Here is a 13685-nt window from a genome sequence, read left to right on the forward strand (position 1 = left end):
TGGGTGTTTTTCAGTAATGCTGAATCGAGTTCTGGCAGCGCTCACCTGAGTTGAGCGCTGTACAGGGCTACGCAAGCCAATCTGTCATGACTTTGCCACCGACGTCGGTTAGACGGAAATCACGTCCCTGAAAACGGTAAGTCAGCTTCAGGTGATCGAGTCCAAACAGGTGAAGGAGTGTCGCCTGCAAGTCGTTGACGTGAACTGGATCTTTGGCGATGTTCCAGCCGATTTCGTCGGTTTCGCCGTAGGTCATGCCCCCTTTGATCCCGCCCCCTGCCAGGAACATACTGAAGGCGTGTGGGTGGTGATCCCGGCCTGTGCCCGGTTCTCGCCCAGGACGGTTTTCCCCGAGTGGAGTTCGTCCAAACTCGCTTCCCCAGACGACGAGAGTTTCATCCAGCAGACCGCGCTGTTTGAGGTCTTTGATCAATGCAGCAATCGGTTGATCTGCCATGCCGGCACACCAGGGAAGCTCATTGTTCAAGTCCATGTGGTGGTCCCATGAAGCATGGACTAAATTCACGAAGCGGACTCCACGTTCGACCATTCGTCTGGCCAGCAGGCAGTTCTTGGCGAATGAAGCGTACGTCTCCCCTCCTCCTCCTGTTCGTCCCCCCTCTTTCGGAGTCGGTCGATCGATGCCGTACATCTCCAGAGTTTGCTTGCTCTCTGATGAGAGATCGATCAACTCCGGAGCCGCGGACTGCATGCGGAATGCAAGTTCATAACTGGCAATTCGCGAGGCGATTTCGGGGTCTTGCTGGACGGCAAATCGACGTGCATTGATCTCCTGCAGGGTACTTAACCCGCTCCTTTGAAGCTCCATCGGAAGACCAGCGGGGTTTTCCAGATTGAGGATCGGCTCTCCTTGATTACGGAAGAGAACCCCAGCGTATGAACTTGGCAGGAACCCGCTCGTCCAGATCGTCGCCCCTCCGGAATTCCCGCGACCGGCGGTCAGGACAACGTACCCTGGGAGGTTCTGCGATGGGCTCCCCAAGCCATAATTCACCCAGGCTCCCATGACAGGCAACCCGAACGCGGCTCGCCCGCATTGCATCATTAACTGGCCGGGATGATGGTTGAACTGCTCGGTGTGCATGGTCCGCACAAGACAGATGTCATCTGCGACCGACCCGATATTTGGAAGGAGATCGGACATCTCCATTCCACATTCGCCATATCGGTGCCACGTTCGTTTCCCTGCTCCAAGGAGTCGTGCTGTTTCTGGCGTCGAGAACGCAAAGCGGCGTCCTTCATAGAAAGATTTAGGAATCGGTTGACCATTCAGTTCGACAAGTTGAGGCTTGTTGTCGAAGAGATCAAGCTGGCTCGGGGCTCCTTCAAAGAAGATGAAGATGCACGACTTCGCTTTTGGGGCGAAATGAGCCACCTTCAACGCACTTGGATTACCTGATTCTGAACCGATCTCACCGGCCATGACAGACGAGGGAGACAGTAATCCATCGGCTGAGAGGAGTGCTCCCAATCCGATCGTTCCTAATCCTCCAGCGCAGTTGAGAAGAAAGTCTCGTCGCGTTCGTCTCACGTATTCTTCGAACGGATTCATCGCTGACTGTCCTTACGATGTGTTACTGCAATGCCAGAGTTTTCTGATGCCCGTTTACTCTGCTATTCCCGCATGATGAATTCGTCCATGTTCATGACGATTCTCACTGTCGCAATCCATGCAGACTGTTCATCCGCAGAGAGACCTTCGATCGGTTTATTGTTGATCAGCTTCTTCGCATCTTCCGGGTGAGTTCGATACCAACTTCGACACTCATTCAGAAGTGCGAGCAACGATTGCAATTCGTCCTGATCCGGGGGGCGAACGACACAAAGGCAGAATGCTGTTGTCAGGCGTTCTGTATCTGCATGAGTCGGTTCTTTAACTGGGACTTTCAATAGCCGCGATGCCATCGCAGACGCGGTTTCTGAAAAGACCTGATTGTTGAGTGTCGTGAGAGCCATCAATGGCGTATTCGAGGAACGCCGCTCAATCGTCGCCACGTTCGAATCCGGGCAGTCGAATGTCATCAGGTCGGGGAATGGGGCCGTCCGTTTGAAGAAGATGTACATTCCGCGACGGTAAAGATCGTTCCCTTCGCTCGTCTTCCATTTAAAGTTGTTGGCATAACTGAGAGCCGCCACATCCGCTGGCATCGGGGGGAAGACGCTTGGTCCGCCGACCGTGCGATTCAGTAGCCCACTCGCTGCGAGGTGAAGATCACGGACGATTTCTCCTTCGACGCGGAAGCGATTCTGTCGAGCCAATTGCTCGTTCAATGGATCTGTCTCAAGCAATTCAGGTCGATGTGCGGATGCCTGCCGGTATGTTGCCGACAGAACGATCTCACGAATCAGAGCCTTCTGGCTCCATTTCAATCGCAGGAATTCATCTGAGAGCCAGTCAAGCAATTCAGCGTGTGTGGGCTGCTCCCCGCGAACTCCGAAATCGTCCATTGTTTTCACGAGTCCACGACCAAACAGATGCCCCCAGATGCGGTTCACGGTCACGCGCGGAGTGAGTGGGTTGTCCGCCGAGACCAGCCATTGTGCGAGGTCGAGTCGATCCGGGAGTGCCGACTGGTTGCGAGTCTGAAATGGATGGAGCGTTCCGAATGTTCCCGGCTGCACTTCAGTGCCGGGGTCCAGAAAATCCCCTCGTTTCAGGACGTGAGTCTTTCTTGAAGACTCGGTTCGCTGGGTAAGGATTCGAATATTTTCAATGGGTTTTGCAGGAGGACGCTTTGTCGTCTGGTCGATCTGCTTTTGGATTTTCTCGATGTCGGCATCGATTGCTGAAACTGGTGCTGCCGGGGCAGATGTCGCTACTGTGTCGGTTGCAGTCGTTGGAGAAGCTGCTTCCGCTTCCTTCTTTTTCTTCAGCGCGTCCAGCTTGCTGTTGAGGTTCTTCAGTTTTGCTTCATGCGCGGCGAGTTGCTTCTCGTATTCAGCAATCGCCTCAGGGCCTTTGGAGCGTTCGAGATTGATCTCGTCGCCGTTGTTGAAGAACGCATAGAGCTGGTAGTACTCCAACTGCGTGATCTGGTCATATTTGTGCGTATGACACTGTGCGCAGCCAGCTGTTAGACCCAGCCAGACTGATGCCGTAGTATTTGTTCGATCGACAACCGCGACGACTCTGAACTCCTCAGGGTCGGTTCCCCCTTCTGTGTTTGTCATCGTTTGTCGATGAAACGCAGTGGCGATGCGTTGAGCTTCCGTTGCATCCGGCAGCAGGTCGCCAGCAAGTTGTTCGATCGTGAACTGATCAAATGGAAGGTCACGATTGAATGCATTGATCACCCAGTCGCGATAGTGGAAGGCGTCCGGTCTGGCGTTGTCTTTCTCGTATCCATCCGAATCGGCATAGCGTGCCTTATCGAGCCAGTGACGCCCCCAGCGTTCTCCAAAATGAGGTGAAGCAAGAAGCCGATCGACCAGCTTTTCGTAAGCGTCTGGTGATTCGTCAGTTTGAAATGCATCAATCTCTTCGAGTGTCGGCGGCAAGCCGATGAGATCATAGAAGAGACGTTTCTGCAGCGTTTCTTTATCGGCTTCCGGAGATGGAGTAATTCTGGCTGCTTCCAGTTTGTTCAGGACGAACCGGTCGATGGGGGAGCGAATCCAGGTTTCATTCTGAACCTGTGGTGGAGTGATGGAACGACGTGGTTGATAGGCCCAATGATTTGAAGTGACACTGACTTTCTGTCCGTCATCTGGCCAGACCGCTCCCTGTTGAATCCAGGTACGGAGCTTCGCAATCTGTTCTTTACTTAATGCCTTGCCACCCTCTGGTGGAGGCATCAGTTCCGATTCACTGTCTGATGTGATCCGTCGGAGCAACTCTCCAGACATCTTGTGAGGAACGATCGCAGGTCCTGTATCGCCCCCCTGCAGCGCCAGTGTGCGATGATCAAGACGAAGGCCGCCATTTTGATCGGATGCCCCGTGACATGCGGTGCAATGTGCTGTCAGAATCGGCTGAATGTCTAACTTGAAATCGACCGAAATCTGATCTGACTTAGGCTTGTCGGTGTCCACAACAGCAGGGGGTTCCGCAAAGGCAACCTCATGTGTAGAGATGACTCCGATCAAAATCGCGAAGCCGAGCAGAGCACGTCCTGAAGCGAAGCAGAGCTGTCGTCTACGTGCACCCCGCTTTGTTCCTGTTGAACAGACTGCTTCTCGGTCAGATGATCGACCGAGTCGGGGTCGCCACTGGCTGGGTGATGATCGTTGAGGCATTGTGAGGACCACTTCATCGGAGTGAAAAACGACGCCTGCGCAATTCCCGATGTCAGCACGATTGAAGCAGCCTTGGTCTCAACTGATCTGATCTTCTTTGCAACTCTCGAATCGAATTGAATTGAGAATCAGATGAGTTGATGTTTCGTGCAATCTCCAAGGCAGCAATTGTTTCCGACAGTCGACACTGAATTCTAATCCAAGTGACAATCGAATGTCGCCTCTGAAACAAGGGGATTCTGATCTGTTCTGGCGAAACAGTCCTCAGTCAGAGTGATTCTGTCTCACGACATTCCGAGACACTGAATGCAAATGTCCCGCTTTTTTGTGCAAAAGCGGGACTTGGTCAGCAAATTTTATTGAGGCGAGCCTACTGCTATACCGCTTTCAGCATGGGTGATTGTCGAGCACACTCAATCCACTCGGTGACTTCTTCCAGGTCTGGTGCCTTTGAAGATCGCAGCAGCCGTTGACCATCTTTTGATCTGACGAACGGATCAACAATGGCGAAGAGTTTGTGTGGAACCATCTGGGCAAGCTGCTCAGCGGTTGTCACATCACACGCGACCAGAATCTGAGCATCATGTCCACGCAGTTGTGGGACAGTGCACATGAGCAACGCCTGTTGCTGCCATTCAGTGACGATCTCGGTCGTTACTTCGCGGCGGCCCAGTGCTGTGGCGGTTTCCTGTGCTGGCTGTTCAATCAGATCTGAAACAAGGTAGATCCCAATGGCATTCAACCGTTCTGCCGACTTGGGACCAATTGAAGGTGCGTCCACGATCTGGCTGTCGCCTTGCAGGTAGAATCGCCAAGTGCGATCTGCATCTGACACGACTTCTTCCTGCACTTCACTCTCCAGTCGAACGGCTTCCGTTGATGAAGCGGGATTGGTCGTCGATGGCGAAGTGACACGATTAACGGCATGTAAGACGAGATCCCCTTCACGGATCTTGCCAGACACGATTCCGTTTGACCGAGCCGATTTCTCGGTGCTTTCACGAAGCTTCCGCCAGCTGCGAGCGGCTTTTCCAGATCGGACCCAGGCAGATGCTTCGTCCTGATTTGGCCAGGTCTTTTCCTCGTTTAACCACGGGAGACTCAGACTGTGTTTGCCATCGCCACGGAGTTTTTTCACTTTGCTGAGAATTGTGCGTGCATCACTTTGGCCGAGTTCGGCAGGAGTGAAGAACCCACAGAGCACCAGAAGTTGAGCACCACGGCCTGTCAGGTGTGGCACGCAGCAGAGCATGCGTGCTTCTGATTTCCACTGTTTGAGAGTGGCGTCTGACATCTGCAAGCTGTTAAGCGGAATCTCCAGAATTTCAGGATTGAGCTCGATCAGGTCGCGAACTTCACGGACGCCAATCGTCGCGAGACGCCGCGCCATCTGACTGCCAATCGACGGCACCTGATCCACTGGACTGGTTGGTTCCAGCCAATAAACGGAGTTCGCGTGAAGTCGAGTTGTAATGGCTTTGCTGTTGGAGTCTTCAGACGCAGTTGCTGCGGGAATGACGACTGGAACAGGTTTCTCGACCACTTCAAGAGTTGTCGGTGGAGTCACTGGAGGAAGCGAGAGCAGACTGACCGGGACATGCGGAACGATTGGCCCACTGCTGGAAACGTGTCCATTGCTGCCGTGTGCATCTGAATAAGTTCGCAGTGACGGACGGACTGAACCGGGGAGGTCGACGATGGAAATCTTGTGCATCGCAAACAGTTCGAGGAGGTGTTCCTGACATGTCAGGAACAGAATCTGTTGTGACTTGGCACATTCAACGAGCACTTCAACTGCCGCTTTGGAACGGTGTTCGTCGCTGTCCACAAGGACATCATCAAGGACCAATGGCACCATGCGCCCTCGACGATGGAATTCGCGAGCAAGTGCCAGTCGGAAGCACAGAGCCGCTTGCTCCTGTGTGCCTCTGCTGAGCGCGGATGGGGCGAGCTCGGTTCCATCTGCACTTTGAATACGGAGCTCAGAAGTTGCCGGAACGAAGCGGAATCCGGTGTAACGTTCGCTCGTCATTCGAGCCAGCAGAGCAGAAGCTTCTTTGATGACCGGTGCAATGACCTCGGTGTTGAGCTTGCTCTGGGTCCGTTCCAGAAGTCCTTCAACGAGTTTCAGAGTTTGCCATTGCTGGCGACCCTCTTCAATCTGCTGATCGAGAAGACTGAGTTCGTTGCGATCGTTCTGAACAGTTCGGTCCGCAGCGATCTCCGGGCCACCTTGTTCAAGTGTTTCGAGTTCGGCCCGAGCGTCTCTTAATCGCTTTACGGCATCCAGCCATTGAGAGCGGAGTTGATAGTGTCGAGCAAGAAGCGTCTTCTCCGCTTCTGCATCACCTGGCAGAGCACCTGACACGATGATCGTTTTCAGGTGAGTAATGATCTGCGGTGTGACAATTCTTTTGCATGATGGTAGATGTTGAGCGGCGGCCGCGTGTGCCCCACATTCGCACCATGCCGATTCGTGGTTATTGCGGAACGGAATCTGGTCCTCAATGTGAATTGCATTTGTCCGCACTATCTCTTCGCGGCGAAGACGCAGGATGCGAATCTGGGAAATCAGTTCAGATTCGCAATCATCGACCCCTTCACGTTGTGTTTGAAGCAACCATTGCTGTTGAGCAGACTGCTGGCGACTGAGTTCCTGACAGAGCAGCCAGACCTGATTGCGAATTTGCTGAACAGCGGTCTCAAGTGATGATGACTTTGTCCCGCACAAGCACTCAGACGCAGACTTCAACTTCTCGGCAATTGAGGCCAGTTGATCTGCCTGTGATTCCAGCTCGGCCAGTGCGGTTCGCTGACGATGGAAGGTGATGTCGATGTCTGGAACTTCTGATCCGACCAGTCCGGCCTTTGTGACAGACAACTTCATACGGGAGTTGGCAAGATCGCGGAGTACCTGTTGCGCGTTGGTAATTTCCTGATCGAGTTCGGCAATCTGCAGCTTCCATTCTGGATCTTCAAGAAGCGCAATCTGCTCGATTGTTTCCTGTTCTTCGACAACTGCTTCTTTCCTGCTCCATAAACGAGTTTGAACCTCAGTCAAATCGCTTTCTGCTGCATGAAGTTCCTGTGCGAGCCAGCTGGCCTCAGTTTGAAGTCGTTGAATTCGCAGACGCAACCGCTCGATGGCATTCTGCCAGCCAGCGATTCGGGTTTGCTGTCCTTGCTTGGCTTCTTCCCATTTCGCAGTCAGGTGTTTGTGCTGGTCCTGCAACTGTGCAAGAGTTCCCTGTGGAACGATTGTCTGGTAGAGATTCGCTCGCTGTTGTTGCAGGGCATGAATTCGCGAATTGAGCCAAGTTGTCGCTGTACGTTTTGAGGCCAGTTCAATCCCGTACTCTCTGGCGACCTGAACAAGATTGGCAAGCGAATGAGATTCATATCCGCTGACCATGAAGAGAGTGCGGATCAACTGTTCGGGGAGTCTGTTGATTGATTTGCGGACATCTGCGGCGACATTCGCCAACTCATGACGAACTGCGAAAGCCAGAGTATCTTCGCCCTCTGCGCGAGCATGTCGAATGACTTCGACTTGCCCTTCAGGCAGCCGTAAAGTCAGGCTTCCCCCAGGATTTCCAGAGTTCAAAGGAGGAAGGAGATTCAATTGACGGGCGTGGTCATACCCGGAGAAAACTCCGCGCACGAACTCCAACAGTGTTGTCTTGCCGGAACCGTTCATTCCGTACACGACGGTCAACCCAGATTCAAGTGGGCTGATCTGGCAATGGGACAATGTCCCGAAGCCCTCAACATTGATCTGCTGAATCTGCATGTGAAACTCTTGGAGCCTGTTCGAGCAAACTTGAATTCAGCGTCGTGAACGGATTCGACGACGCACTCAATTTCTCAACTGAAATTCAGCATTCGGCAGCCATTATTGTTGGAATATGATTGGCTGCGCGATTGCAATTCTTAACCTGCGTCTGCGATGGGAGCAGAATCGGTCTGGTTCAATGACTTGGCAACCTGCAACCTGATGGTATTCGCGGGAATCAGGTGAGCATGGAACCGTGAACCGGTGTACCCCGGGAGGAGACCTGCTCCTGAGGCAGCCGTCAAATCGCCTGCTGTCAGGTCTTCGTATTCTTTGAATGCGAGCGCGAACGCCTGTGACCGATTCTGCCACGTCTCCAACTGAGCGGTGGCAGGGGCGAGTTCGATCTTCCAGCACCAGATTCGCTGACTTGCCTCAATGCAATCTCGCGAATCCTGCAACAACCCGTGGCCATCAACGTCTTCGGCGATGTGATCCCATAAACTCCCCTCCCCTGTGAGACGCCATTTCACCAGTGTGAGTTCTGTTGTCTGGCGACGTGAGAGGTCGGAGACGCGACGCTGCATTTCGTTCAGAAGGTCCCCTCGCAGGGTCTCTGCTTGAATGGTGATCTCTTCAGTCACCCAATTCACAACCGTGGTAGGAAGTAACGTTGACTTGATGTGATTGTGCTGGTTGGCCTCGATCAGCCACATACCACAGGTAGAATTATCTTCAGGTCCTGTCGGTTGAATGGACGCAGTGCGGTGGCGAACCGGTTGCGCAATTCCTGCCCCGGAATACTCAATCGCGAGACTGTTAACCTGATTCTGAATTGAGATTGTCAGGTCTGCTGAACTGGAAGCCGAGCTTGCAGAAGCAGAATCATTTTCCCAGCGAATCAGAATTCGATTTCCAGAAGACTCAGGGAGGGACAGCATCTTCGACTCACCTGCCTGAAGGTGTGTCACGAAACTGTTGATGGACCAGGCTGGAAGATTCCCCTGATTGTGCGCGGCCCAGACAATCTGGACTCCCTGTGCGTGCAATCGTCGGAACTGTTCTTGAAGGAAACAGGCCAGTCGTGGCTCTTCTTCAAACTGTACGAGTTGCCCAGTGACCAGCAGAACGTCAACCGTGGACTGAATGGCCTGGTTGATCACTTTCAGAGTTGCCCGTTCACGAGCTTGATTGAAGAACTCGCGAAATGTTGTTGGAAGAACACCGGCAGTGTCCAAGGGCTGGTGCAATAAGAAATCAGCCGCTTGCAGCACTCGAATCGTGCTTCTCATGATATCGCCTCCATGCTGCTGTGGCCCCGATCCGATAATCGAGCCCGTCTGGCGGATCGCACAGCATCAGTCTTTGAATGTTCGCTGTGAAAAACTTTGCAAGAGCATTTCACGGCTTTTCTCCGCATTCCTCGCGGACTGGCAAAAGTTACCAGACGTTCTGGGCTCGAACAAGATGAATCTCATTCCTTCGGACGTCCTGCGAAGGATTGGCGCTTTGCGTTGTCTATGGAATGAGCTCTGTTCTCTACTTTCAGTGAGACAGCAAAGGATGATTTGCACTCATCCTGAAAGCGAAATTGCCTGCTATGGTTGTCGAACTATGTCAGTTGGGCGAGATCATCGATGCGAATCTCTTCCCGACTTGCGAGTGGTTCGCCGTAACCTTTCTCGATGGTCCATCCCCAGTAGCGAGCTCGATCTTTGACGTCATCCAGCATTGTGGGGTGGGCTGGCGATCGGCCTGTCAGAACCTGACTCTCGTAGCAACGGATGGCGGCCATTTTTTGTTCGATTTCATTGGTGATGTCAAAGACGAACGCTGGCTTCGGGTGGATACGAAGGTGGATGCTCCAGAAGTAGAAAATCTTTGGCGGGTGAAATGGCTCGCCGGCCATGTCTGTTCTTGACAGCTTGGACCAGAATCGAGCAGCGTCGACCAGTGCGCTGGCGGCAACATGGTCTGGGTGCGAGTCTTCCCAATAGGGGGCGAGGATGATTTTGGGGCGAGTGAGTCGGAAGATCTCGGCCAGTCTGCGGCGTGCTTCCAGTGAGTTTTCGAGTTGGCGATTCGGCAAATCCAGCAGGTGTCGCCACTGTGCTCCAAGAATTTTAGTGGCTTGTTCCGTTTCAATTTTTCGTCGCTCTGGGGACCCGTGCGGGGTTGGTTCCCCGTTCGTCAATTCCAGTATTCCGACCTGTTTTCCTTGTGAAACAGACTTGAGGATGATTCCGCCAACACTGAGTTCGGCATCGTCTGGGTGAGGGGCAATGACCAGAATGTCGAGTGGTGTGTTTGGCAGGTTCATGAAAAAAGGTCTTTACTGAACTGTTGGGGGGTGTGGTACGTTATCGCCAGTACTGGGCTCAGTCAGGTGCATTATAAGGATGTGATCCTGATTGTGTGGAAGTGTCGGCGTCGTTTTCAGTACCAGGGTTGCGTTTCACTTTGTTGTGTGAATGTCGAATTCTGTGTGCGGTGCGTGAAACGGTGATTGTAGTGTGGGGCAGCTTGTGTGATGTGCATGTTGCCTGTAGGAGTAGTTGACAAGTGGGGTCAATCTGGAGTGGTTGGCCAGTCAGCCCAGTGTTTGGAGTGAGTCAGATGCGTATTCAATTGGTTGTTTTCCTTGCACTGCTGAGTGCCGGTTCTGTTGGGTGCCAGTCTGTCTGGCCGGGGAAAGCGATGCGTACCGCTCAGCGTGATACACCTGACGCGGATGAACCATGGGTTCGCAGTGCAGGCGATATTGCGCGTACCGAGCACTCGTATGAAGAAGTGCAGGATCCATTGAAGTTGAGGAAGTATTTTACATCGGACAAAGCACGGGAAATTGAGCGGAATGTTGGTGTTGGTGATTGACGTTTGAGTGATGAATGATCCTGTTTTCGTGCAGTCTTCGGGTGGCTGATCATGTGCCTGGAGCCTGCGGGGAATTGGCGGGTTGGGTAAAACGGGTCTCGAGGTTTGCGATTCTTTCTACGCAAATTTTGCAGTCGTTCGTGGAAAACTCTGGACGATGTCGGCATACTGTCGCCGTCCAGTTTGCAGAGTGCTTTTGAGTTGACTGAGCAGGATGATCGGTACAAGTCGATCACACCACGCTGGCCTGGTTTGTGTGTTTCGAGTTGCTGCATGAATCTCTGATGATGCAGAGGCTCGACAAAAACAAGTTTCTTCTCTTTTGAGAACGTTTCTTGAGAGTCACGAAATGCACTGGTCAGGTTTGAAATGGGTCGGTATGCTGCGGGAGCAGTGTCTACTGATGTGAAAGCATTCAGTAGAGATCCACTTTGAGGTGTGAGACTTGGTGTGACGTCACGATGGCGGCAAGGCAGTTTGGACAACTGTTTCCTGAACCAGGAATGTCGCAAGTAGTCGTTTAACACAGAGGAACGATCATGTTCAAAAGAGTTGCAGCCTCAAAAATTTTGATCGATGTTATCGACGTTAACAGATAGCAGTACTGACCAGGAGAACGTGGTTGGTTGTGATCCCATTCAGTGCAATGGGACAACGTTGTTCATTCAGTCAGGAGATACTGTTGAATCCATCGATCGGGAATCCGTTTCCAAGCTCTTCCTCAGGTGAAACGGAATCAGAACGAGTCTTTGCTCCAAATCTCTCGGAAGAGAGCACCTGTCCTTCAGGACCACCTCCTGCGACAGTAACGACTCGAAGTGTCGAACCGCGTTCTCTCTTTGAACGCCTTGCTGTGAATCAGCTCACGACTCTGCGTAACTGTTTGACAACCGATCTCGAAAGTTACCAGCGCTCCGGCGTTCCGGCAGTTGGACTGAGTTGGCAGAAACTCGTGCGGTATGGCGTTCGCCGTTCCGTCCGCAAAATTCAACAGTCTCAGTTGCCTGTCTCCAGTCTCGGCTGGATCGGCGGGTTTACTGGTGAAAATGGATACTCTCTGCCAGAGGCAATGGCCGAAGCTCGTAAGGTCATTCGTGTCGCCGCACAGGTGCGTGCTGGCTCTGTGACAGTGGTGACTGGTCCTCAATCTGGCCATATTCGCTCGCACGCAATGAGGATTCTGGCTGGATCGCTGAACGAATTGAGCGAGTTCGCCGCGACTTATGGTGTCGATCTGGCCCTGCAGCCGATGCATCCACTGTTCGGTCGCAATTGGACATTCATTCATTCATTGGATGATGCGGTCGAACTGATGGATCGTGTCAATCATCCGCGACTGAAACTTGCATTTGGTACGTACCACTTGTGGGAAGAAGCGGGATTGATGCAGCGGATTGAAGAGATTGCCCCGCGTATTGCGATGGTTTCCCTTGCTGACTGGGGCGACATCCCGCGACACGAAAATGACCGTCTCCTTCCAGGTGAGGGGCGACTGCCTTTGCCGGAAATGATCTCTGCATTTGAGAGAGGCGGGTTTTTAGGGTGGTATGAACTGGAAGTTTGGTCGCGAGACTTGTGGAATCTGGAACATCGCGATTTAATGCGACGATGTGCAACTGTTCGCGAACAGCTGACTGCACAGGTTGCCCAGTAGCTGATCCGTCGAAGAATCGCGGCGAATTGCTCACAGAAAGACGTCTTTGCCGGACGTGAAGACGTCTGTGACAAGCTGTGTTTCATTTTCTTCTGACAGCTGATTTGGCATCGTGTTTCCAAATGCAGGGTGTGTTCTCAAGGATGCCCTCTTTAGTGCAACGTTGATGCTTGTTTGTCTCGGTCGATTCGTGGCATGCAAAGATCGCACGCATTAATTTGCGGTACCATCAAGTTGGGCCCCGCGAGTGGAAGCTGGATGTCTTCGGGTGACAGACGGTCCTCGCGCATTGTTGCCCCTCCGATTCTGGCCCCATTGCATCGAAATTCCTTCTATGTCGCACGAATGGTATTCAGTAGATGAACTGGCTCGGCAACTCGGACGTGATCGCCGGGAGATCGAACGACTCGCTACCCGTGGTCGCATTCCTGCCCACAAGCGAGGATCCGACTGGATGTTTCATGCCGCAGAGGTGACTCAGTGGCTTGAACAGGAAATGCGGGATTACTCAGACAGCCAGCTTGCTGCGATTGAGAATGCCCAGACCAGCCAGGTTGTCGAAAAGGATGTCCCTGTTTCGAGCCTGCTGAAGCCTGAACTGATTCAGGTGCCACTTGAGGCCCGCACCAAGCGATCGGTTTTGGAATCGCTTGTCGAAACTGCAGGGCGGACATGGCAGATTTGGGAGCCTGCTTCAATCCTGAAGGCTGTCCAGGAACGCGAAACAATGTGCTCGACAGCGTTCGACAACGGAGTGGCATTTCCCCACCCTCGTAATCCCCTGCCGGATGCCGCTGGTGAATCTCTTGTTGCTTTTGGTCGTACGTTAAGCGGAATTTCGTTTGGTGCTCCAAACAATTCTTCGACCGATTGTTTCTTCCTTGTCTTGTGCCGTGATACGCAAACACACTTGCAGGTACTTGCTCGACTCACCCGCATGATTCAGTTGCCTGACTTTTTGCCACTGTTGCGGGCTGCGGAGAATCCGACTTCGGCATACGAAGTGATTCTGTCTGCAGAAAGCTCGTTCAATTAACATCTGACTGAATCAATTTGCATACCGTCTGGCGTAATGGCGTCAAGGTGTGCTCGATCGCTTTGGAGACCTGTAGCGGTAGGATATGAAGT

Annotated in this window: 8 protein-coding genes; 3 read left to right on the plus strand and 5 right to left on the minus strand. The window is 52.8% G+C overall.

Translation table 11 applies throughout. From position 1 onward, the window contains the following. Window positions 1-67 precede the first annotated feature (67 nt). The 5 genes from SH527x_RS02545 to bshB1 all read right to left on the minus strand — a co-directional run bounded on the left by SH527x_RS02545 (window position 68) and on the right by bshB1 (window position 10349). The gene (locus tag SH527x_RS02545) at window positions 68-1573 is read right to left on the minus strand and encodes a DUF1501 domain-containing protein (RefSeq protein WP_437193089.1); all 1506 of its coding nucleotides are present in this window, start codon (window positions 1571-1573) and stop codon (window positions 68-70) included. Between the two features lie 62 nt (window positions 1574-1635). Continuing rightward, a complete protein-coding gene (locus SH527x_RS02550) occupies window positions 1636-4257 on the minus strand; it encodes a DUF1549 domain-containing protein (RefSeq protein WP_437193090.1) in 2622 nt (873 codons plus the stop codon). A 376-nt stretch (window positions 4258-4633) separates the two neighbouring features. Then, window positions 4634-8047: a DUF4332 domain-containing protein gene (locus SH527x_RS02555; RefSeq protein WP_437193091.1), complete on the minus strand. Its 3414-nt coding sequence runs from the start codon at window positions 8045-8047 to the stop codon at window positions 4634-4636. A gap of 140 nt (window positions 8048-8187) precedes the next feature. Continuing rightward, entirely contained in the window at window positions 8188-9321 is a 1134-nt protein-coding gene (locus SH527x_RS02560; protein WP_437193092.1) for a hypothetical protein, read from the minus strand. A gap of 320 nt (window positions 9322-9641) precedes the next feature. After that, the gene (gene bshB1 / locus SH527x_RS02565) at window positions 9642-10349 is read right to left on the minus strand and encodes a bacillithiol biosynthesis deacetylase BshB1 (protein ID WP_437193093.1); all 708 of its coding nucleotides are present in this window, start codon (window positions 10347-10349) and stop codon (window positions 9642-9644) included. Between the two features lie 296 nt (window positions 10350-10645). Here bshB1 and SH527x_RS02570 point away from each other — a divergent pair, with 296 nt between their 5' ends. From SH527x_RS02570 to SH527x_RS02580, 3 genes are all read left to right on the plus strand, one after another. After that, complete coding sequence (locus tag SH527x_RS02570; protein ID WP_437193094.1) at window positions 10646-10903, plus strand: hypothetical protein; 258 nt, start codon at window positions 10646-10648, stop codon at window positions 10901-10903. Between the two features lie 682 nt (window positions 10904-11585). Continuing rightward, window positions 11586-12557, plus strand: coding sequence for a sugar phosphate isomerase/epimerase family protein (locus SH527x_RS02575; protein ID WP_437193095.1), 972 nt, complete (start codon window positions 11586-11588; stop codon window positions 12555-12557). Window positions 12558-12891: 334 nt separating this feature from the next. Beyond that, on the plus strand, window positions 12892-13593 hold the full coding sequence (locus SH527x_RS02580; protein WP_437193096.1) for a PTS sugar transporter subunit IIA: 702 nt from the start codon (window positions 12892-12894) through the stop codon (window positions 13591-13593). Window positions 13594-13685 lie beyond the last annotated feature (92 nt).

Source organism: Planctomicrobium limosum (genome assembly GCF_051465645.1).
In the GTDB taxonomy this organism is placed as follows: Bacteria; Planctomycetota; Planctomycetia; order Planctomycetales; family Planctomycetaceae; genus Planctomicrobium.

Excerpts from the sequence above, each read along its gene's own strand:
- SH527x_RS02545 (WP_437193089.1), bottom strand. The coding sequence starts at position 1,573 with ATGAATCCGTTCGAAGAATACGTGAGACGAACGCGACGAGACTTTCTT.
- SH527x_RS02550 (WP_437193090.1), bottom strand. The coding sequence starts at position 4,257 with ATGCCTCAACGATCATCACCCAGCCAGTGGCGACCCCGACTCGGTCGA.
- SH527x_RS02555 (WP_437193091.1), bottom strand. The coding sequence starts at position 8,047 with ATGCAGATTCAGCAGATCAATGTTGAGGGCTTCGGGACATTGTCCCAT.
- SH527x_RS02560 (WP_437193092.1), bottom strand. The coding sequence starts at position 9,321 with ATGAGAAGCACGATTCGAGTGCTGCAAGCGGCTGATTTCTTATTGCAC.
- bshB1 (WP_437193093.1), bottom strand. The coding sequence starts at position 10,349 with ATGAACCTGCCAAACACACCACTCGACATTCTGGTCATTGCCCCTCAC.
- SH527x_RS02570 (WP_437193094.1), top strand. The coding sequence starts at position 10,646 with ATGCGTATTCAATTGGTTGTTTTCCTTGCACTGCTGAGTGCCGGTTCT.
- SH527x_RS02580 (WP_437193096.1), top strand. The coding sequence starts at position 12,892 with ATGTCGCACGAATGGTATTCAGTAGATGAACTGGCTCGGCAACTCGGA.